Annotated in this window: 20 protein-coding genes; 7 read left to right on the forward strand and 13 right to left on the reverse strand. The window is 59.6% G+C overall.

Annotated features, from left to right (window positions below):
- Positions 1 to 62: 62 nt before the first annotated feature.
- Positions 63 to 314, forward strand: coding sequence for a sulfurtransferase TusA (gene tusA, locus SOP97_RS16465; RefSeq protein WP_274086548.1), 252 nt, complete (start codon positions 63 to 65; stop codon positions 312 to 314).
- On the forward strand, positions 314 to 775 hold the full coding sequence (locus tag SOP97_RS16470) for a gamma-glutamylcyclotransferase family protein (RefSeq protein WP_274086547.1): 462 nt from the start codon (positions 314 to 316) through the stop codon (positions 773 to 775). The genes tusA and SOP97_RS16470 overlap by 1 nt, the downstream gene beginning before the upstream one ends.
- Here the strand turns inward: SOP97_RS16470 and SOP97_RS16475 are convergent.
- A complete protein-coding gene (locus SOP97_RS16475; protein ID WP_322950172.1) occupies positions 733 to 1,815 on the reverse strand; it encodes a DUF3080 family protein in 1,083 nt (360 codons plus the stop codon). The genes SOP97_RS16470 and SOP97_RS16475 overlap by 43 nt on opposite strands.
- The gene (locus tag SOP97_RS16480) at positions 1,815 to 3,194 is read right to left on the reverse strand and encodes an MATE family efflux transporter (protein WP_322950173.1); all 1,380 of its coding nucleotides are present in this window, start codon (positions 3,192 to 3,194) and stop codon (positions 1,815 to 1,817) included. Before SOP97_RS16480 ends, SOP97_RS16475 begins: the two co-directional genes overlap by 1 nt.
- 154 nt (positions 3,195 to 3,348) lie before the next feature.
- Between SOP97_RS16480 and pdxB the strand changes: the two genes are divergently transcribed.
- Positions 3,349 to 4,497, forward strand: a complete 1,149-nt coding sequence (gene pdxB, locus SOP97_RS16485; protein ID WP_274086544.1) for a 4-phosphoerythronate dehydrogenase PdxB — start codon at positions 3,349 to 3,351, stop codon at positions 4,495 to 4,497.
- Positions 4,498 to 4,530: 33 nt separating this feature from the next.
- On the opposite strand, the gene SOP97_RS16490 is transcribed toward pdxB, so the two are convergent.
- The gene (locus tag SOP97_RS16490) at positions 4,531 to 4,707 is read right to left on the reverse strand and encodes a PA1571 family protein (RefSeq protein WP_337993291.1); all 177 of its coding nucleotides are present in this window, start codon (positions 4,705 to 4,707) and stop codon (positions 4,531 to 4,533) included.
- A 139-nt stretch (positions 4,708 to 4,846) separates the two neighbouring features.
- On the opposite strand from SOP97_RS16490, the gene SOP97_RS16495 reads away from it, so the two are divergent.
- The 4 genes from SOP97_RS16495 to SOP97_RS16510 all read left to right on the forward strand — a co-directional run bounded on the left by SOP97_RS16495 (position 4,847) and on the right by SOP97_RS16510 (position 9,981).
- The gene (locus tag SOP97_RS16495) at positions 4,847 to 5,962 is read left to right on the forward strand and encodes an ATP-NAD kinase family protein (protein ID WP_274086542.1); all 1,116 of its coding nucleotides are present in this window, start codon (positions 4,847 to 4,849) and stop codon (positions 5,960 to 5,962) included.
- A gap of 27 nt (positions 5,963 to 5,989) precedes the next feature.
- Positions 5,990 to 6,424 (forward strand): thiol-disulfide oxidoreductase DCC family protein, encoded by a 435-nt coding sequence (locus SOP97_RS16500; protein WP_274086541.1) that lies wholly within the window; start codon positions 5,990 to 5,992, stop codon positions 6,422 to 6,424.
- A gap of 147 nt (positions 6,425 to 6,571) precedes the next feature.
- Positions 6,572 to 8,344, forward strand: a complete 1,773-nt coding sequence (locus SOP97_RS16505; protein WP_322950174.1) for an ABC transporter transmembrane domain-containing protein — start codon at positions 6,572 to 6,574, stop codon at positions 8,342 to 8,344.
- Positions 8,345 to 8,427: 83 nt separating this feature from the next.
- Positions 8,428 to 9,981: a phospholipase D family protein gene (locus tag SOP97_RS16510; protein WP_322950175.1), complete on the forward strand. Its 1,554-nt coding sequence runs from the start codon at positions 8,428 to 8,430 to the stop codon at positions 9,979 to 9,981.
- Positions 9,982 to 10,038: 57 nt separating this feature from the next.
- Here the strand turns inward: SOP97_RS16510 and rhtA are convergent, their stop codons facing one another.
- The 10 genes from rhtA to puuE all read right to left on the reverse strand — a co-directional run bounded on the left by rhtA (position 10,039) and on the right by puuE (position 20,991).
- Positions 10,039 to 10,911 carry a threonine/homoserine exporter RhtA gene (gene rhtA / locus SOP97_RS16515; RefSeq protein WP_322950176.1) on the reverse strand — a complete coding sequence of 291 codons (873 nt, stop codon included), beginning with the start codon at positions 10,909 to 10,911 and terminating at the stop codon, positions 10,039 to 10,041.
- A 276-nt stretch (positions 10,912 to 11,187) separates the two neighbouring features.
- Positions 11,188 to 11,955 carry an SDR family oxidoreductase gene (locus SOP97_RS16520; RefSeq protein ID WP_322950177.1) on the reverse strand — a complete coding sequence of 256 codons (768 nt, stop codon included), beginning with the start codon at positions 11,953 to 11,955 and terminating at the stop codon, positions 11,188 to 11,190.
- Positions 11,956 to 11,993: 38 nt separating this feature from the next.
- Positions 11,994 to 13,061, reverse strand: coding sequence for a phosphotransferase family protein (locus SOP97_RS16525; RefSeq protein WP_322950178.1), 1,068 nt, complete (start codon positions 13,059 to 13,061; stop codon positions 11,994 to 11,996).
- A 256-nt stretch (positions 13,062 to 13,317) separates the two neighbouring features.
- Positions 13,318 to 14,169 (reverse strand): outer membrane protein OmpK, encoded by an 852-nt coding sequence (locus tag SOP97_RS16530; protein ID WP_322950179.1) that lies wholly within the window; start codon positions 14,167 to 14,169, stop codon positions 13,318 to 13,320.
- An 85-nt stretch (positions 14,170 to 14,254) separates the two neighbouring features.
- Positions 14,255 to 15,751, reverse strand: a complete 1,497-nt coding sequence (locus SOP97_RS16535) for a nucleobase:cation symporter-2 family protein (protein WP_322950180.1) — start codon at positions 15,749 to 15,751, stop codon at positions 14,255 to 14,257.
- Positions 15,752 to 16,046: 295 nt separating this feature from the next.
- Entirely contained in the window at positions 16,047 to 17,396 is a 1,350-nt protein-coding gene (locus SOP97_RS16540) for a nucleobase:cation symporter-2 family protein (RefSeq protein WP_322950181.1), read from the reverse strand.
- A 142-nt stretch (positions 17,397 to 17,538) separates the two neighbouring features.
- A complete protein-coding gene (locus tag SOP97_RS16545) occupies positions 17,539 to 18,837 on the reverse strand; it encodes a urate hydroxylase PuuD (protein WP_322950182.1) in 1,299 nt (432 codons plus the stop codon).
- 48 nt (positions 18,838 to 18,885) lie between these two features.
- Positions 18,886 to 19,389 carry an ureidoglycolate lyase gene (locus tag SOP97_RS16550; protein WP_274086531.1) on the reverse strand — a complete coding sequence of 168 codons (504 nt, stop codon included), beginning with the start codon at positions 19,387 to 19,389 and terminating at the stop codon, positions 18,886 to 18,888.
- 145 nt (positions 19,390 to 19,534) lie between these two features.
- Positions 19,535 to 20,050 (reverse strand): 2-oxo-4-hydroxy-4-carboxy-5-ureidoimidazoline decarboxylase, encoded by a 516-nt coding sequence (uraD, locus tag SOP97_RS16555; RefSeq protein WP_274086530.1) that lies wholly within the window; start codon positions 20,048 to 20,050, stop codon positions 19,535 to 19,537.
- Positions 20,047 to 20,991, reverse strand: a complete 945-nt coding sequence (gene puuE / locus SOP97_RS16560) for an allantoinase PuuE (protein WP_274086529.1) — start codon at positions 20,989 to 20,991, stop codon at positions 20,047 to 20,049. The genes uraD and puuE overlap by 4 nt, the downstream gene beginning before the upstream one ends.
- Positions 20,992 to 21,271: the final 280 nt, after the last annotated feature.

The raw sequence follows: 21,271 nt of genomic DNA on the forward strand, positions 1-21,271 counted from the left end.
CTATTTGCTGACCTTTGGCGTAACGTTGCGCCAAAATAGCGGCCTGCAACTGGAGCCCATTGATGTCTTTGCAATCCACCGCCATTCCTGATGACACCCTCGACGCCACCGGGCTTAACTGCCCGGAGCCGGTGATGATGCTGCACAACAAAGTTCGCAGCCTACAGGCCGGCGGTCTGCTCAAGGTGATCGCCACCGACCCCTCGACCCGTCGCGACATCCCCAAGTTTTGCGTGTTCTTGGGCCATGAGCTGGTCGAGCAAGCCGAAGAGGGCGCGACCTATCTGTACCTGATTCGCAAGAAACTCGACTGATGGATTGGTATTTCGCGTATGGCTCGAACATGAACCCGCTGCGCATGCAGGCGCGCGGGCTCACAGTGTTGGAGGCCCTGCCAGGCCGTCTGCCGGGTTACGGCTTGTGTTTTAACAAGCGCGCGATGGACCGTGCTCCAGGGCGGGCGTACGCCAATATTCGCCACGCGCGTGCAGGGCAGGTCGAAGTCGAAGGGGTGCTTTATCGCCTGCGGGACGCCGGCGAGATCGCCAAGCTGGATCACTTTGAAGGCACCCCGGTCTATTACAGCCGTGAGTGTTTGCCGGTTATCACCGCACATGGCGTGCAGCCGGCGTGGGTGTATATCGCCAACCCGGCCTTTCGCGAAGAGGGTTTGCTGCCCAGTGAGGACTATCTGGCGCATCTGCTCGCCGGCCGCGAGCTGTTGTCTGAGGCTTACTGGTCGGCGCTGGCGGCGTTGCCATTCCATCCCGACTGACCAGGCGCCAGCCCACAGCTGTTGAGCAGATTTTGCCAGCTGCGCACATGCCGCGCTGTCGCCAGCCGGAAATCCGCCCACAACGAGTGCTCATCTGCGCTCAGGCGCTGCAGATAGCCGCGCGTGGCGGGCGGTACCTGCGCCACCTCGCTGAGTTGGCGCAGGCTCTGACTCCAGGCTTGCCCGCGTTGGTCCACCAGCGCCAGGTAGGGCTGCAGACTGCCGGCGTAATACTTGATGAAGATGTTCTGCACAATCCGCCCGCGCGCTGTGGCCTTGCCCGTGGGGCAGATGGGCCTTTGCTGATGGCGACTTTCCAGCATCTGGCTGGCTTGATTGAGGCTGTGGCTCAGGCTGGCCAGGCTGGTGATCAGCTGACCGCCCTGATCACTGGCGTGCAGGGCAAAAAATACCGGATCCAGTTGCGCGGCGCTCGGCGGTAATACGGCGGGCAATGCGCTGCCAATAGTGGCCAGCTGCGTCAGGGCATCAAGCGCCGCAGCGTCTTCAGTGGCATTTGTCGGCAGCGCTTGGTTGGAGAAGCGCAGGTAGCGTTCAACCTCCTGGCTGGCGTTTAGGGCGTTCCAGAATACCCCCGCCAGTTGTGCGCGTTTGTCCTGAGCAAGCTGTTCCAAGGTGCCGCGCAGCTCCTGTTGTTCTTGATCGCGCAAGTAGTCAATGCAGCTGTCGATGGCCCGCAGCAGGTCGCCTTCATAGGCCAGCCGGCTGCTTGGCGTCAGTTGCTTACCCAGGCTGTTATTGCGCAGGCTGATCTGCTGTTGCAGCACCGGGCAGTAACGCGCCTCGACCAGCAGTTCGAGCAGGCTGATACGCAGTTCGGGGATGTCTATAAGGCGCTCGCGGCGCGCTGGGAGTCGATAATCCACCGGCGTGGCGGCTTCGATATTGAGCGGCGGAGCAACATCCAGTGCGTTGCTCAAACGTTTCAGGTAATCGGCCTGCAGCGCCAAACCATCATCAGTTGGCGTGCAGGCGCACAGGCACAGTGCAGTGATCAGAAACAGCAGGCGGGCTTTCATCAGGCCATCTTAGCGGCTCGAATGCGTTTGCGCGCGCTGCCGGCCAGGCGCAAAGCGAGCATGCCGCCGGCACAGGTGAGGCCGACGATTAGACCTTGCCAGAGCCCGCTCGGCCCGGTGGGTTGGCCAAACCAGTCAGTAAGCCCGAGCACATAGCCCACCGGCAAGCCGATACCCCAATAGGCGAACAGGGTCAGGATCATCGTTACTCGGGTGTCCTGATAACCGCGCAACGCACCGGCGGCGGTCACCTGAATAGCGTCGGAAAACTGGAACAACGCCGAATACACCAACAGGGTGGTCGCCACCGCGATCACGGTCGTGTCGGGGGTATAGATCTGCGCAATGTCTTCGCGCAGCAGCAGCATCAGGCTGGCCGACAGGCAGGCATAACCCAGTGCGGCGGCCATGCTCACGCCCGCAGCAAAGCGCGCTTCCCGTGGCTCACCCCGGCCCAGCGCCTGGCCTACGCGCACTGTGGCGGCCATGCCCAGGGAGTAGGGGATCATAAACACCATGGAGCTGAAGTTCAGGGCAATCTGGTGCCCGGCCACCACTGTTGCGCCCAGGCCGCCGATCAGCAGGGCGATCACGGCAAAGATGCTCGACTCGGCAAACACCGCAATACCAATCGGCAGGCCCACCGAGAGCAGGCGCTTGAGTACCTTCCACTGTGGCCATTCGAAATGGCTGAAAATTTTACTCGGCTGGTAGAACGGCGCCCATTTCACCCACCAGAGTATGCTCAGAAACATAAACGTCATTACCAGGCCCGTGGCCCAGCCGCAGCCGACGCCGCCCATGGCCGGCACACCGAGCTTGCCGTAAATGAAGATGTAATTGAGCGGGATATTCAGCGCCAGGCCACACAGACCAATGACCATGCTTGGCCGGGTATGCCCCAGACCGTCACTGAAGCAGCGCAGCACGTGGTACAGCGCCACCGCCGGGAAGCCGCAGCCCACTGCACGCAGGTAGCCCATCGCGGGCTCGATCAGCGCCGGTTCAACATCCATAAGGCGCAGGACAAATTCGGCGTTCCACAGTATCACCGCGGCGGCAACGCCCACACCCAACGCCAGCCAGAGTGCCTGACGCACCAGGGGGCCAATCTCGGTGTGCGCGCCGGAACCGAAGCGTTGCGCGACCTTCGGCGTGGTGGCCAGCAGAATGCCGGTCATCAACAGAAACACCGGTATCCAGATCGAATTGCCCAGCGCCACGGCGGCCAAATCCTGCGGGCTGACCCGTCCCGCCATCACGGTGTCGACGAAGCCCATGGCGGTATTGGCCAACTGGGCAATGATGATTGGCGTTGCCAGCTTCAGCAGGCTGCACAGTTCAGTGCGGGTGCGTTGCAGGCGGGTTTGGGCGAGCATGTCGAATATCCGGAAAATGGGGCAGAAAACCGCGCAGTCTACGCCTTGACGCCTCAGTCAGGAAAGCGTGATTTCACCTGCGCGGCAACCCTGTACAGCCTAGCCAAGTTGCCTCGGCGGGGTAGAATGCCCGACTGATTGATGGAGCCCTGCCATGCGAATAGTTGCCGACGAAAATATCCCCCTGCTGGATGAGTTCTTTGCCGGCTTCGGTGAGATACACCGGCTGCCTGGCCGCAGCATTGACGCCGCCGCTGTTGCCGAGGCCGACCTGCTGCTGGTGCGTTCGGTGACCCGGCTTGACCGTGCCTTGCTGCAAGGCACGGCGGTTAAATTTGTCGGTACGTGCACCATCGGCACCGACCATCTCGACCTCGATTACTTCCAGCAGGCCGGCATCACCTGGGCCAGTGCGCCCGGCTGTAACGCCCGTGGCGTGGTCGACTATGTGCTGGGCAGCCTGTTGCTGCTGGCTGAGCAGCAGGGCGTTGAGCTGGCGACGCGGACCTATGGCGTGATCGGTGCTGGCCAGGTCGGCAGCCGCTTGATCAAGGTGCTGCGCGCTCTGGGCTGGAATGTGTTGGTGTGCGATCCGCCACGCCAGGCGGCGGAAGTGGGAGATTACGTCAGCCTGCAGCAGGTGCTCGATGAATGTGATGTGATCAGCCTGCACACGCCACTTGAGCGCACGGGCGAGCATCCGACCCACCACCTGTTTGATAGCGCCCGTTTGGCCGCACTCAAATCCGGCAGCTGGCTGATCAATGCCAGCCGTGGTGCCGTGGTGGATAACCAGGCCTTGCGCACGTTGCTGGTACAGCGCGCTGATCTGCAGGTGGTGCTGGATGTTTGGGAGGGTGAACCGCAGGTGGATGTTGACCTGGCGGCGTTGTGCCAGATTGCCACTCCACATATCGGCGGCTATAGCCTGGACGGCAAGCTGCGCGGCACTGCGCAGATCTATCAGGCGCTGTGTCAGCACTTGGGCGTTGCAGCCAGTGTGGAACTGGCGCAGCTGATGCCCGCCGCCTGGCTAAAGAGTCTGACCATCGATGCCAGCGCTGATCCGGTCTGGACCTTAGCCAGCATTTGCCGCAGCGTGTATGACCCGCGCCGCGATGATGCGGATTTCCGGCGCAGCTTGCAGGGCGATGCAGGCGCTCGGCGCTTGGCTTTTGACCGGTTGCGCAAGCACTACCCGATGCGGCGGGAAATCGACGGGCTAGAGGTGTGCATACAAGGCAATGCCCCGGCGTTGAGCAGCCTGGTGCAGGCGTTGGGGGCGAAGCTAAATCAGCTGTAGTAAAGGGCAGCGAATGCTGCCCTGAGGGGTAGGTTACTTACGCTTGGCCGCTTGCTGCTGGGCTTTTTCCAGTGCGCTGCAGGCCTGCTGGATCATCTCTTCGGTGATCGGAACTTCCCGGCCCTGCTCGTCGATGACAGCGCCACCAACTGGCACTGGCGCGGTTTTTGGTGGTGTCTGTTGCGTGCTGTGCATGGGTTGTCTCCTCATCGATGAGCGCGATTTTATGAGTGTTAGATGACGGCGCTATGACACTTGCGACGGCATAAAGCTGGCGCAAGACACAGGGCTAAATACCCATAGCAGGTACTGTGCCAGAATGCCGGCAGCAATTGAACATGAGGGAGTTATGGGGCTTTTCCATATTGGCTTGATCATCAATCCCCTGGCGGGGCTGGGCGGCCCAGCTGGGTTCAAGGGCAGTGACGGTATGGCGATGCAGGCCTTGGCCTTGGGGGTTGAGGCCAAGTCTGCGCAGCGTACGCAAACCGCCCTTGAGGTGTTGTTGCCGCTGCGCGAGCGCCTGGAGTTCGTCACATTCCCCGGGCCTATGGGGGCTGATTTGCTCACTGTGATGGGCTTTGCCCACCGTGTGGTCGGTGAACTGGCAGCCGAGACGAGCAGCGCTGCTGACACCCACCAGGCTGTGGCGCTGCTGCAGGACGCTGGCGTGGCGCTGATTCTGTTTGCCGGTGGCGATGGCACCGCGCGCGATATCTGCGCGGCCGTGCGTGAAGGCCAGCCGGTACTTGGGATCCCTGCCGGGGTGAAGATTCAATCTGGCGTTTATGCCATTAGCCCGCGCGCCGCTGGCGAACTGACTGCCCGTTTGGTCGAAGGCGGCCTGGTGCGCTTGAGCAGCGGTGAAGTGCGCGATATTGATGAAAGCGCTTTGCGTGAAGGTCGGGTGACCGCGCGCTGGTATGGCGAACTGACGGTGCCGCAGGAAGGCGGCTATGTGCAGCAGGTCAAGCAGGGCGGAGTGGAATCCGAAGAACTGGTGCTCGGCGACCTGGCAGATTGGCTGCAGGACAGCTGGGAAAGCGATGTGCGCTATGTGTTCGGCCCGGGCTCGACCCTGCACGGTCTAGCGCAGAACCTCGGTTTGACCACCACGCTACTTGGCGTGGATGTGATCGAGAACGGTCAGCTACTGGCCAGCGATGTAACCGAGGCGCAACTGTTTGAACTGGTTAATGGCCATCCAACACGTCTGTTGGTCACGGCCATTGGCGGGCAGGGCCATATCATCGGCCGGGGTAATCAGCAGATCAGCCCGCGGGTGTTACGTGCCATCGGCCTTGAGCACCTGCGGGTAGTCGCCACCAAACGCAAGCTCGGCACGCTCGAAGGCCGGCCGTTGTTGGTGGACAGTGGCGACGTGCAATTGGATGCGGCTTTCCCCGATGTGGTGCGCGTATGGGCAGGCTATAAGGAAGAGCTGCTCTACCCGGTGGGGCTGTAACCGCTGCAGTAATCGGCTGAGGTGAACATGACCGATCAAGTGCCGCCACCGTCCATCCAGAACGGCGAACGAGTGGTGCTGTTTGATGGCGTGTGCAAGCTGTGCAATGGCTGGGTGAAGTTTTTAATTCGCCATGATCCGCAGCAACAGTTTCGTCTGGCGAGTGTGCAGTCCGCTGAAGGGCAGGCGCTGTTGCGCTGGTTTGCGCTGCCCACCGAGCGGTTTGGGAGCATGGTCTATGTCGAGTCTGGCGTGTTGTACCTGCGCACCGATGCATTGCTGCGCATCGTCGGCCAACTCCCCGGTTATTGGCGCTTGCTGGCCTGGTTACGGCTGATTCCGCGGGCGTTACGTAACGCCTGTTACGAGCGCATTGCCCGTAACCGGTATCGGTTATTCGGGCGCTATGACACCTGCCTGCTGCCCAGCGCTGAGCAAGCTCGACGTTTTCTGCATGACTGAGGGTCGCTGTTGCTTGATGCGGCTCTGACCCGGCCCCATCTTCTGTTATAAGCGTCTAATTCGCGGTGTGGCCACGTCCTCTGTGGGCTGGCTTAAACGCTATGCGTGTCCTTGTCTAATCGGCGTCAGCGCCCGCAGTGAGTGTCTATGCCCTCTATTCTGTCTTCCCGTCAGCGCACGGCCTTACGCATGGCTTGGCGCTTTATCGCGCCGTACCGTGGGCGCGTGCTCGGTGCCTTACTGGCGCTGATGTTCACGGCCGCGATCACCCTGTCTATGGGGCAGGGCATCAAACTGCTGGTGGATCAGGGGCTGGCAACCCAGTCGCCGGCCGCTTTGCAGCACTCCATCGGGCTGTTTTTTGTGCTGGTGTTGGCCTTGGCCATTGGCACGTTTACGCGCTTTTACCTGGTGTCGTGGATCGGTGAGCGCTTTGTCGCCGATATCCGTAAGCGCGTCTTCAATCACCTGATCGAGCTGCACCCAGGCTTTTATGAGAGCAACCGCAGCTCAGAGATTCAGTCGCGCTTAACCGCCGACACCACGCTGCTGCAATCGGTGATTGGCTCCTCACTGTCGATGGCGCTGCGTAACCTGATCATGCTGATTGGCGGCAGTGTCTTGCTGGTGGTGACCAACGCCAAACTCAGCGGCATCGTGCTGATGGCCTTGCCCCTGGTGGTGGCGCCGATTCTGATTTTTGGCCGCCGCGTGCGTGCGCTCTCGCGGCAGAGCCAGGACCGCGTCGCCGATGTCGGCAGCTATGTGGGCGAAGTGCTCGGGCAAATCAAAACCGTGCAGGCCTACAACCACCAAGCGGAAGATAAGCGGCGCTTTGGCCTGTCCGCCGAGGCCGCCTTCGACACAGCCCGTAAACGCATTGCCCAGCGTGCCTGGCTGATTACTGTGGTCATCGTGCTGGTATTGGGCGCGGTGGGGGTGATGCTCTGGGTCGGCGGCATGGACGTGATTGCCGGGCGGATTTCCGGCGGTGAGCTGGCCGCCTTCGTGTTTTACAGCCTGATTGTCGGCTCGGCCTTCGGCACCCTCAGTGAAGTGATCGGCGAGCTGCAAAGGGCCGCCGGTGCTGCCGAACGGATTGCCGAGTTGCTCCAGGCACGCAATGAAATCACCCCGCCTGCCGTTGATGGCGTGCAGCTGGCTCAGCCGGTGCAGGGCCGTATTGAGCTGCAAGGGCTGCGCTTTGCTTATCCCTCGCGCCCCGACAGCTTCGCCATTGACGGTATTGACCTGGACGTCGCACCGGGAGAAACCCTGGCCCTGGTTGGTCCGTCTGGGGCAGGCAAGTCCACGTTGTTTGATTTGCTACTACGGTTTTTCGACCCGCAAGAGGGGCGGATTCTGATTGATGGTCAGCCGATCAAGCAGCTGGATCCCGCCGACCTGCGCCGCAGCTTTGCCCTGGTGTCACAAAACCCAGCGCTGTTCTTCGGCAGCGTCGAGGACAATATCCGCTACGGCCGCACAGACGCGACGCTGGCTGAAGTGCAAGCCGCCGCCAAAGCCGCGCATGCCCACGGCTTTATCATGAAGCTGCCGGACGGCTACCAAACCCACCTTGGCGATGCCGGCTTGGGGCTCTCTGGTGGCCAGCGTCAGCGTTTGGCGATTGCCCGGGCGCTGCTGGTGGACGCGCCGATTCTGCTGCTGGATGAAGCCACCAGCGCGCTGGATGCGGAAAGTGAATACCTGATCCAGCAAGCGCTGCCGCTGCTGATGCAGGGGCGCACCACGCTGGTGATCGCCCACCGCTTGGCCACGGTAAAAAGCGCCGACCGCATCGCGGTGATTGAGCACGGCAAACTGGCGGCCATTGGCAGCCATAACGAACTGGTAATCAGCAACCCCCTGTATGCGCGCCTGGCGGAGCTGCAGTTCAGCCATGAAGCTGAGGCTTAGTGCGCGCTCACTAGGCGGCACGATTTCATCCTGCCGCCTAGTTCGGTAGGCTGCAGAACTGGATTTACGCTGAGGACGCTACGATGGCCGGGATGACAAAACGCTGCAAAGCCGCGGCCACGCTAGGCATATCGCTCTTGTTGGGTGGTTGTAGCTTGCCAACCCTGGAAGGCCGCCCGGCATCCTTTGCCCTGGCGCCCGAGCTGGCGGCGCAGACTACCTTGGGCCGCGGTATTACCCCGGTGCTTGAGCAGCGCGGTAAGTTGAGTGGGTTTTATACCCTGGCCGACCCGCAGGATGCGTTCGCCGCCCGTGCACTGCTTAGCCACACCGCCGAGAAAACGCTGGATGTGCAGTACTACATCTGGCGCGATGACATCACTGGCACCTTGTTGCTCGAAGAACTGCACGCTGCCGCGCAGCGGGGTGTGCGTGTACGCCTGCTGCTGGATGACAACGGTACATCGGGGCTCGACTCATGGCTGGCGGCGCTGGACAGTCATCCGCTGATTGAAGTGCGTCTGTTCAATCCCTTTTCGCTGCGCAGCCCTAAGTCTTTGGGGTTTATCACGCACTTTTCACGCGCCAACCGGCGTATGCACAATAAATCGCTGACGGCCGACAACAGCGCCACCATTGTCGGGGGGCGCAATATCGGCGATGAGTATTTCGGCGCCAGCGATGGCGTGGTGTTCGCTGACCTTGATGTGCTGGCCATCGGCCCGGTGGTGAAGGCCACCTCGAATGATTTTGACCGCTATTGGGCGAGCGCCAGTGCTTACCCTGTCTCCGGTTTTTTGCCTGCGGCTCCGCCTGAGCGTCTGCAGCAGTTGCAAGCACGCTCCAGCCAGGTCGAGCAGGAACCCGCCGCCGCACAGTACCTGCAGGCCTTGCGCCAATTGCCGTTTATCCAGCAACTGGTGGACGGTCAATTACCGATGGAGTGGGCGTCCGCGACCATCGTCAGCGATGACCCGGCCAAGGGCCTGGGGCAGGCTGTTGATCAAGGCTTACTGAGCAAACAGTTGGCGGTGATCCTTGGTCAACCCCAGCAGCATGTTGAGCTGGTATCGCCGTATTTCGTGCCCACAGCCGCTGGCGTTAAAGCCTTTACCGAGCTGACGGAGCAGGGCGTGAGCGTGCGTATTTTGACCAATGCGCTGGAGGCCACGGATGTCGCGGCCGTGCATTCGGGTTACGCCAAGCGCCGCAAGGCATTGCTCGAAGCCGGTGTTGAACTGTTCGAAATGCGCCGCGATTCGCCAACAGCAAAACCTCGGGGAAAAGCTGGCCCTTTTGGCAGCTCCGGCTCCAGCCTGCACGCCAAGACGTTTGCCGTGGACGGCGAGCAGATGTTTGTCGGTTCGTTCAATTTTGACCCGCGCTCGGTAAGCCTTAATACCGAGCTGGGCTTCGTGATTCAGAGCCCCAAGTTCGCCCAGCAGATCCAGGCCGTATTTGACGAGGGGCTGCTGCAAAGTGCCTATCAGGTGCAGTTGTCGGAGGATGGCCAGGTGTATTGGCTAGCGCAGCGGGGCGAGCAGGTTGAGCGCCTGGATAAAGAGCCTGGGACCGGCTTTTGGCAACGCGCCGGGGTCAAACTGCTGAGTTGGCTACCGATCGAGTGGCTGCTTTAGCCGTAGCTTCTGCACATTCACCACGTTATGCGGTAGCCAAACCGGCGCCCGGCTGGTCTAAAGCGCTTTGGCTTGCGGCTTGATGGTCGCCGCGGCGCCGGCTGAGGCCAAGATAATGGCGCTGATCGCCAGCCATTGGGTGAGCGTCAGGCGCTCGCTGAGAAACAACAGCCCAGAGAGCGCGGCGATAGCCGGCTCCATGCTCATCAAGATGCTGAAGGTGCGGGCTGGCAAGCGGGTCAGGGCGACCATCTCCAGGCTGTAAGGCAGGGCTGAAGACAGCACCGCCACGCCGAGGGCAACCGGCAGAAGGTCGACAGAAAACATACTGCTGCCGGCCTGCCACAGGCCAATCGGGAACACCAGCAGCGCCGCGACGATGGTGCCCAGAGCCACGGTCTGTTTGCCGTGCTCGGCCCCGGCTTTTTGCCCGAACACGATATACAGCGCCCAGCACAGCCCCGCTGCCAAAGCCAGGGCCATGCCCACGGGGTCAAGTGCCACCTGGTTTAGGCCACTGGGCAAAAGCAGCCAGAGGCCGAAAACAGCCAGGGCGACCCAAACAAAGTCCAGCAGGCGGCGTGACGACAGCAGGGCCAACCCCAGTGGCCCAGTAAATTCCAGGGCGACGGCGATACCCAGCGGGATGGTTTTCAGCGAGAGGTAGAACAGCAGGTTCATGCCGCCCAGCGACAGCCCGTAGGCCAGCAGCGAACGGCAGGACTTCAAGGTCAGCTGCGCTTGCCAGGGGCGCATCAGTACGCAGAGAATCAGTGCGCCCAGCCCCAGTCGCAGGGCGGTGGTGCCGGTTGCGCCGATTTCCGGGAACAGGCCTTTAGCCAGGGAGGCGCCGCTCTGGATCGATGTCATGGCGACCAATAGCAACAGGATTGGCAGGATCACCAGAGAGAATTGAGTTGAGCGCGGCATGCGGGACCTTATGTCTACGGTATCAATTTAGGCTTAAACCTGTGGGCGCGAGGATCATTAGGTCGCGCGACAAAGCGGATCACGCCAACGCAGCGCACCTTTCGACGTGAACAGCACACACCATAGGCCCGCCATGCATCATTGTCAGAACGGCACGCATAAAAAATCCGCTGCCAACACAGGCAGCGGATTCTGATTTGTTACGCCAAAAGGTCAAGCCATAGTGCTTATCTAAAAGGCACTAGCCCCTCTGGTGAGGTGTTGGCCGCTGAATCCTCAGGAGAGGAAACCGCCATCGACATTTAGCGCTACGCCTGTGGTGTAGCTGGACGCATCGCTCGCCAGGTACAGCACCGCGCCGGCCATTTCGCTCGGGTCGGCTACGCGCTTGAGTGGAATACGCTGCAGGGCGAGGTTGAGAATGGCGTCGTTCTTCACCAGTGCCGAGGCGAACTTGGTGTCAGTCAGGCCCGGCAGCAGGGCGTTGCAGCGGATACCAAACTGCGCACATTCCTTGGCGAAAACCTTGGTCATGCTGATCACCGCGGCCTTGGTCACCGAGTAGATGCCCTGGAACTCGCCCGGCGAAACGCCATTGATCGAGGCCACGTTGATGATGCTGCCGCCACCGTTGGCTTTCATCAGCTTGCCGCCCTCGATGGACATAAAGTAGTAGCCGCGAATATTCACATCGACGGTCTTCTGGAATGCGCCCAGGTCGGTGTCCAGTACGTTGCAGAACTGCGGGTTGGTGGCGGCGTTGTTCACCAGAATGTCGAGACGGCCGAACTGCTCCTTGATGTGCGCGAAGACGTTGGTGATTTGCTCCATTTCACCAATGTGGCAAGCCACGGCTGTAGCCTTGCCGCCATCGGCGATGATCGCGTCAGCCACTTTCTGGCAGTCGTCGATTTTGCGGCTGGAGACAATCACATGGGCGCCTTGTTGCGCCAGCAGCTTGGCTATGGCTTCGCCGATACCACGGCTGGCACCGGAGACAAAGGCGATCTTGCCGTCGAGGTCGAACAGATTCGTTTTGGACATGCGCTTTTCCCTTCTTATTAAGAGGCCTGTTCGGCCATTTACAGCTGCGATTTATGGATGACCTGCAGGCTCATTTGCTCCAGTAGCTTGTTCATTTGAATGAACTGCGCGAAGCGTTTGTCCTGAGTCTGGCCATGGAAGTAGCGGTAGTAGATCTGCTGCACAATGCCGGCCAGACGGAACAGACCGTAGGTGTAGTAGAAGTCGATGCTTTTGATCTCAATGCCTGAACGTTCGGCGTAGTAGTCGGCAAACTGCTGGCGAGTCAGCATGCCCGGGGCATTGCTCGGCTGGCGGCGCATCAGTTGCACCGGGGCCGGGTCGGCGGCTTCGATCCAGTAGGCGAGGGTGTTGCCCAGGTCCATCAGCGGATCGCCAATGGTGGTCAGCTCCCAGTCCAGCACACCGATAATCTCACTCGGGTTTTGCGGGTTGAGAATCACGTTATCGAAGCGGTAGTCGTTGTGCACGATGCCGGGCTTGTAGTGATCGGTGGGCATCTTGTCCTTGAGCCAGGCCTTGACCGGCTCCCACAGCGGCGCATCAGGCGTCAGGGCTTTGTCGTAGCGGTCACTCCAACCGCTGATTTGCCGCTGCACATAGCCCTCGGGCTTGCCCAGGTCGCCCAGACCGCAGGCCTGATAGTCGACGTTGTGCAGTTCAACCATCTTGTCGATAAAACTTTTGCACAGGTTGCGGGTTTGCTCTTCGCTGAAGTTCAGCTCAGCCGGCATCTCGGAACGCAGGATGATGCCGTTGACCCGTTCCATCACATAAAACTCACCGCCGATCAGCGACTCGTCCGTGCAGTGCACATAGGCTTTCGGGCAGTAGGGGAAGCCGGCGTTGAGCTGATTGAGGATGCGGTATTCACGGCCCATGTCGTGGGCGGATTTGGCCTTGTGACCAAACGGCGGGCGACGCAGCACGAGTTCCTGATTTGGGTATTCGATCAGGTAGGTCAGGTTCGATGCCCCGCCCGGGAACTGGCTGATGCGTGGCTCGCCGGTGAGGCCTGGGATATGCGCCTTGAGGTACTGGTCGATGACCGCAGCGTCGAGTTCTTCGCCTTCGCGGATACGGGTGGACTGGTCAGTAAGCGCCATGTTTATCCCTTCTGCTTATGATGGGTGCCTAACATAATTAGCTAATCTAATGCGCCAAGGCATCACTCACAACCATTATGGGATGTTATAGGCCACCGTGTTGCTGCCTAATCAAGCGGCCTGATTGATCCTCTTATGACGTTTGCTGCAGGCCGGCCCGCTGAACGTTCGGGCCGCACAATAAAAAAGGGGATGGCTGTTATGCCATCCCCTTTTTGTTCAGGTTGCCGCCTACCCGGCAACCCGCGTTAAGTGCTTAGAAGTGGTACTTCACCAGCGCCTGGAATGCGGTTTGATCAAACCCATGACCGGAGCCATCAAGCGGCTTGGCGCCGTAGCGATTGCGCCACATATTGACCTCGGTACCGACGTACAGTTTACGGCCCTCGCCAAACAAGGCTTTGCCCGCATCCCATTTAACCTGAATCGAAGAGCCGACCGAGGTGCGGGTGTTGGAGGTCGACGTGCCGGCGCGCCAGTCAATAAAACCATCAACCAGGAAGTCCTGATCACCGACAGCGAAGGGCACCGCGCCAGAGAGGGTCAGTTGGTAAGTGTGTGCGTTGTGGTTGCCACGCGAATTGTCGAAATAGACGTTGTTGTTGGCTTTAACCCGGTACAGGTTGGCATTGAAGTAAGCAAAGCCTGGGACATTCCAGGCCGAGCCGATGCCGTACAGGTAGTTTTCTGTACCCGCGCCGCCATTGCCTTTCTCATAGGTAAAGGCGGCGTAGACATCCTTCAACGGGCCGGCAGCAAGCTTCTGACCGCTCAACCAGCTGAGGCTCACGCGTGGCGAAAACTCGACGTAATAGAAGTTGTCTTTCTCGTGATTGAAATCACCCCGGCGCGACTGCTTGTTATCGGCCAGCACGTAGTCGGCAAAACCGAATACATCGCCCCACACCCAGCCACTGGCATGTTCTGCTGTGAAGGTGGTTTGGGTTTTCTGCTGTTCGGCGTTGTATTGACCTCTGTTGAAGTTTTCGCCGTACAGGTAAGAAAGGCTGTTGTTCTGCCAAAGCAGGGCGTCAGCGGCGACCGCCTGCTGACAGCCGACAATACCGGCAGACAGCGCGATTAAGCGGGCTAGATACGTTGAGTTCATGCGATTTTCCTTATTATTGGGACGTGCATCGTTTCTCTGCACCCGGCAGCGAGCTGCCGGGTGTGTCTGGCGCGAACTAAGTCGCTCAGCCGGCGTTGTGAGCGCGGCCCGCGTGGTCGCGCAAGGCATGCGCAAGCGGTTCATGCTCATCGTTATGTGGGTTCTGCAGCACCGTGTGCAGATGCGCTTCGGGGTCGTAGAGATTGTCTTCTTGCGGAGCGTCTTCTTCGGGCAGGAACACGTTGAGCAGGATGGCGCTCAGGGCACCGATGGTGATCGGCGAGCCGAAGATGTTCTTCAGGAAGTCCGGCATCTGCGACAGCACACCTGGTACCGCGGCCACGCCCAGGCCGAGCCCGAGGGAAATAGCCACGATCAATACGTTGCGACGATGCAGGCCCGCCTCAGCCAGAATGCGGATGCCGGCCACTGCGACCGTGCCGAACATGATCAGCGTGGCACCGCCGAGTACGGGCTTGGGCATCAGTTGCAGCACGGCGCCGAGGGCGGGGAACAAGCCCAGCAGGACGAAGATCCCTGCGATGTAATAGCCCACGTGACGACTGGCAACACCGGTAAGTTGGATCACTCCGTTGTTCTGGCTAAAGGTGGTCATCGGCAGGCTGTTGAAGACCGCTGCCATTGCCGAGTTGCAGCCATCAGCCAGTACGCCGGACTTGATCCGTCGTAGATACAGCGGGCCTTGTACCGGCTGCTTGGAAATGATCGAGTTGGCCGTCAGGTCGCCGGCGGTTTCCAGCGGTGTGATCAGGAAGATTACGGCGATGGGTACAAACGCCAGCCAGTCGAAGCTGAAGCCGAACTTGAAGGGCACCGGTACGCTGACCAGCGGCACATCCGCCATATTGGCGAAGTCGACGCGGCCGGTGTACCAGGCTACGACGAAACCAAGAGCCAAACCGACAATCACCGCCGAGAGACGCACTACCTGCGATTTGAAACGGTTAAGTATGATGATTGTGCACAATACCAGCGCCGCCAGCCCCAGGTGATGCAAGCCGCCCAGGTCTGGCGCGCCGTAGCCACCGGCGATGTCGGTCATGGCCACTTTGATCAGCGACAAGCCAATCAGGCAAATAATGGTGCCGGTCACCACCGGGGTAACGATTTTGCGCAATTTGGTCATCACCTGGCTAAAGGCGATTTCCACGAAGGCCGCGCAGAAGCACACGCCAAATAAGGTCGAGAGAATTTCCTCGGGGCTACCGCCGCGGGATTTGACGATCATCCCCGCACTGAGAATCGCACTCAAAAAGGCGAAGCTGGTGCCCTGCAAGCACAACAGGCCGGAGCCAATCGGGCCAATACGCTTGGCTTGAACGAAGGTGCCGAGGCCCGACACAAACAACGCCATGCTCACCAGGTAGGGCACGTAGGCACCTAGGCCAAGCACGCTTCCGACAATCAGGGTGGGGGTGATGACGCCAACGAAACTCGCTAGCACGTGTTGCAGCGCAGCAAAGAGGGCGGGGCCAAAGGAGGGGCGATCATCCAGCTGGTAGATCAGGTCGTTGCTGCGAGCAGACGGCGCTGCGGCGCTAGGGGTTCTAGTCGTGGTCATATTTGAGCCTGCCAGTTGTTTTTATATGGTCATGGGCTTGGCGAGGCTTCGCGGCGCCTCCGCTCTGGAGGCGAAAACAGTGTCCGCGCGCTCAGAGTGGTTCGACTATAGCAACCTGTGTACACATGAGAAAACAATTTATTTGATGATTGTGCACATAAAATGAATCAGCAGTCAGGCAGTCGCGTGCACAGTTAGTGCTCATGACGTGGTTGGTTGATCAGTATGGATTGGCACTATCTGCGCACAGCAAACCGCCCGGAAAACCGGGCTGTGGGTGCCTACAAACGAGGGGTTAGTGGTGCGGGTGAGGGTTGAGCAACGCGGCGCGTTCCGGCCCGCCGAGGATGTTGAAGAGCAGGTTGAGTAGCACTGCGCTGATGGTCGCCAAGGCGATACCGCTGTGTGTGATGGGTTCTAACCACAGCGGCATGTGCGCGAAAAACTCCGGCCGCACAATCGGCGCCAGGCCCATGCCAATACTCACCGCCACCAGCAACTGGTTGCGACGGTCGGCAATATCCGCCTCTTGCAGAATCTTGATGCCCGTAGCAGCCACCATGCCAAACATGGCAATGCCCGCACCACCCAGTACAGCAGGAGGGATCGAGGCCACCAGGTAGGCGGCTTTAGGCAGCAGGCTCAAGCCAATCAGCAAGCACCCAGCGGCGGCCGTGACATAACGGCTGCGCACGCCCGTCATCTGCACCAGACCGATGTTCTGTGCAAAGGATGAGTGGGTGAAGGTGTTGAAGAAACCCGCGAAGAACGAGGCGCCGGCATCACACATCAGCCCACGACGGAGCATTTCAGGGGTGATTTCTTTACCTATGACCTTACCGAGGGCAAGAAACATCCCGGTGGACTCAACAAAGATAATCACCACCACCAGGCACATGGAGAGAATCGGCGCCAGGTGAAACTCCGGCATACCGAAATGCATCGGTTTGACCACTGCAACCCAGGCGCTTTGCTCCAGGCCGCTGAGGTCAACCATACCCAGGCCACCCGCCACCACGTAGCCGATCAGCATGCCAATCAGCACGGAGACGTTGACCCAAAAACCGCGTAAAAACCGGTTGATCAACAAGATGCTTCCCAGCACCAGAGCGGCAATTGCCAGGTACTGCAAACCGCCGAACTCAGTGGCCGCGCTACCGCCACCTGCCCAGTTAAGCGCCACGGGGAATAGTGATAAACCGATGGCGGTAATCACCGTACCGGTTACCAGCGGTGGAAAGAAATGCACGATGCGCGACATAAACGGCGCAATCAGCATGCCGAAGAAGCCCGCGGCAATGGTTGCGCCGAAAATTCCCGGCAAGCCAATACCGGGCGAGCCGGCCATGGCCACCATGCTGCCGACAGCGGCAAAACTGGCGCCCATCATCACCGGCATACGAATGCCCATGGGGCCGATGCCGAGTGACTGCACGAGGGTGGCAATACCCGCGACCAAGAGGTCGGCGGTGATTAGAAAAGCGATGTCTTCACGGGACAGACCGACGGCTTCACCGATGATCAGCGGCACCGCCACTGCGCCGCCATACATCAGCAGCACATGTTGAAAACTCACCAGAATCATTTGGAGCAAGGGCAGGCGTTGATCGACCGCGCAGGTCGAAGTTGAACTCAACTGGGTCATGCAAATACCTCAGGCGCTTTTATTGTTGTAAGTCGCTATTCGGTGCAGGCGTCTGTGCGCCTATGCCGGGTCAATCTTATTCGTTACACACGCACGGCAAAAAAAATGCCGCGCTCATTGCTGAGCGCGGCATTTACATGGATCAGTTTATCTGCGCGCCCTGATCAATCCAGGCGCCGATCAGATCGCGTTCTTCCTGGGTCATCTGGGTGATGTTGCCCAGTGGCATGATCTGCGAAGCAACGCTCTGTGCGTGGATCTTCGCCGCCTGGCCCTTGATCTGCTCAGGCGTATCGAGCATGAAACCCAAGGGTGCAACACTAAACATCGGGCTGCTTGGTGTAGCCGAGTGGCACACGCTGCAGCGTTCCTGAATCACGCTGTTGACCTTGGCAAACTCAACGCCCGCAACGGCTGTGGCAACAGGCTCTGCAACTCTGCTGGCCGGCTCTGCAGTTTCAGTCGCAGGGTTAGCACTAACCGCTGTAGCCGGGACCGGAGCGTACGTGATCTCAGCCGCTTTTGGCGCGGGCGCCGGGGCAGCCTTCATGCTTGGGCCAGTAACAAACGCCAGGCAGATCATACCCAGTGCAGCAGCGGGCAGGGTCCAGACGTATTTGTTGCTGTCATGACGGGTGTTGAAGTAGTGACGCACCAATACTGCCAGAATCGCGATGCCCGCCAGGATCAACCAGTTGTACTGGCTGCCGTAGGTGCTCGGGAAGTGGTTGCTGATCATGATGAACAACACTGGCAGGGTGAAATAGTTGTTGTGGCGCGAACGCAGCAGGCCTTTGGCGGGCAGCTTGGGGTCCGGGGTGGTGCCATCTTCGATGGCTTTCACCAGTGCGCGCTGTGCCGGCATGATGGTGAAGAACACGTTGCCAACCATGATGGTGCCGATGATGGCGCCAACGTGGATGTAGGCAGCGCGGCCGCTGAAGATATGGCTGAAGCCATAGGCCGCCGCAATCAGCAGGATGAACAGCACGGCACCCAGAAGTGCTGGGCGCTTGCCCAAGGCCGAATCACAGAGGAAGTGGTAAGCCACATAGCCGCAAATCATCGAGCCGAAGCCAATGACAATCGCCAGTTCCGGGGCCAGGTCAACGCCAGGCTTGACCAGATACAGGCTTGGGTTGAGGTAGTACACCACCAGCATCAGGGCTACGCCCGACAGCCAGGTGAAATAGGCTTCCCATTTGAACCAGTGCAGGTTCTCCGGCATTTTAGGCGGGGCCAGTTTGTATTTTTCCAGGTGGTAGATACCGCCACCGTGGATCGCCCATAAGTCGCCGGACAGGCCGTCCCTCGGGTTGCTGCGGTTTAAGTTGTTTTCCAGCCAGACGAAATAGAAGGATGCGCCGATCCAGGCCACGCCGGTGATCATATGGATCCAGCGAATGCTCAGGTTGAGCCACTCAGTCAAATGTGCTTCCACAATCAGTACCTCTTTCCCAGTGCCGACACGCCGGCGTCTGGGCTTCTCTTATTGGTGGGGGGCGAGGAGCAGTTGCTCGTCGTCGGTGAAGAAATGCTCATCGCAGTTGTTACCAGAACCACTGCGATCAACCACCAGGAAGTCATCCCGCTTTTCGATCGTCAGCACCGGGTGGTGCCAAACGCCGCGATGGTAATTGACGCCTTGCCGACCATTACTACGGAAGGCACGGACTAACCCTGATACAGGTGCATCGCCAGCGGGCGCGACCACGATCAGAAAGGGGTTGCCGAGCAGCGGTATAAACGCTTGGCTGCCCTGCGGATGTCGCTCCAGCATGCGCACAGTCAATGGCATCGGCACTTGTTCGGCACTGAAAATGCTAATGATCGCCTTATCGTCTGGCTGTGCGGTCTCGACCGTAGCCAGTTTGTGATAGCGGCGAGTCGAGCCATTGTTGATCATGAAAAATTCGCTGCCTTCGGTTTCGATGACATCACCAAAGGGGGCGAACGCTTCTTTGCTTAATGGCTCAATGATCAAATTGCGCATGTGGGTCTTCTTATCGGTTGCGTATAAACCATACCTGTTGCCAGGCGTGGGCTTTATGTCGGCTGGCCGCCGGCGTGATTAACGTCACTAGACCGGTAGCAGAGTCCGACGGTGCTTACTCGACTACGCGCAGGACCTCTGCGGTTTACAGCTGTTGCAGACGGAACAGCGCGATCTTGTTGATCTCAGCCAGGGCGCAGGCGAACTCTTGCTCTGGGGAGTTATGAATACGCTCCTCGAATGCCGCCAGGATCTGGTGCCGATTGCTGCCTTTCACCGCCATGATGAAGGGGAAACCGAACTTGGCTTTGTAAGCATCATTCAGCGTGGTGAAGCGGACAAACTCCTCGGCGGTGCATTCATGGATGCCCGCGCCGGCCTGTTCTGATGTCGACGAGGCGGTCAATTCACCCTGGACTGCGGCTTTGCCGGCGAGGTCCGGGTGAGCATTGATCAGGGCCAGTTGGTCAGCATGGCTGGCACTGAGCAGCAGGTCGGCCATGCGCTGATGCAAACCGTCGATTTCGTTGATGCTGTCATCCAGGCCCAGGTCATAGGCTTTTTCGGCGACCCAGGGTGAATGCTCATAGATGTCGGCAAATACGCTGACGAATTCTTCCCGGCTGAGTTGCGACGGGGTCAGGGTTTGAAAACGGTTCATTGCGAGAGCTCCTTGCTAGCCTGCTCGTTAAAGGGGTGGGTCGCATGCCAGTGCTTGGCAATGTCGACGCGGCGGGCGCACCAGACTTGCTCGTGGCTCTGTACGTATTCGATAAACCGCGCCAGCGATGCCAGGCGAGCTGGGCGGCCGAGCAAGCGGCAGTGCATGCCGATGGTGAGCATCTTCGGCGCGCCGGCAACGCCTTCGGCGTAGAGCACATCGAAGGCATCTTTGAGGTATTGGAAGAAATCGTCGCCGGTATTGAATCCCTGCACCTGGGTAAAGCGCATGTCGTTGGTGTCCAGGGTGTAAGGGATCACCAAGTGCGGGTTGGCCGCGGTGCTGGCCGGGTCCCAGTAGGGCAGGTCATCGTCGTAGGTGTCGCTGTCATACAGGAAGCCACCTTCCTCACGCACCAGGCGACGGGTATTCGGGCCAGTACGGCCGGTGTACCAGCCCAGCGGCCGCTCACCGGTCAGCTCAGTCAGGATGCGGATGGCTTCGTGCATGTGCTCACGCTCTTGCGCTTCGTCCATGTACTGGTAGTCAATCCAGCGGTAACCGTGGCTGCAAATCTCGTAGCCGGCAGCAACCATGGCCTTGATCACATCCGGGTGACGTTGCGCGGCCATGGCCACAGCAAAGATCGTCAGCGGAATGTTGTGCTTCTGGAACAGGCTGAGCAGGCGCCACACGCCGGCGCGGCTGCCGTATTCGTACAGCGACTCCATGCTCATGTTGCGTGCGCCTTGCAGCGGCTGCGCAGAGACCATCTCGGACAGGAACGCCTCGGACTCTTTATCGCCATGCAGCACATTGCGCTCGCCGCCTTCCTCGTAGTTGAGGACAAACGACAGGGCGATGCGTGCATTGTTGGGCCAGTGCGGGTGGGGCGGGTTGTTGGCGTAACCGATCAGGTCGCGAGGGTAGTCAGCGCTCACTGCAGTCTTCCTTCTTGCTATGTGTGGCGGTCATTGGGCAGGCATAAATGCATGGCGCGACCGTGATGGGGTAATTGTATACAAAACACATTGCATCTTGTAAATCTAAAAATCACTTATTTTTCTAAATCTTGCCGAAAGGTAAAAACTGTCCAGTGCGCCAGCTCTTGCTGCACAAAAGCAGCATCTATATAGCTTAGAGCCTGTCTTCTGACCGCATAGGAGGTGGTTAAAACACTGATTGCGCATAATATTGTGTACAGTTTTTTATAAAACTGTC

Source organism: Pseudomonas spirodelae, from assembly GCF_034653255.1.
Taxonomy (GTDB): domain Bacteria; phylum Pseudomonadota; class Gammaproteobacteria; order Pseudomonadales; family Pseudomonadaceae; genus Aquipseudomonas; species Aquipseudomonas spirodelae.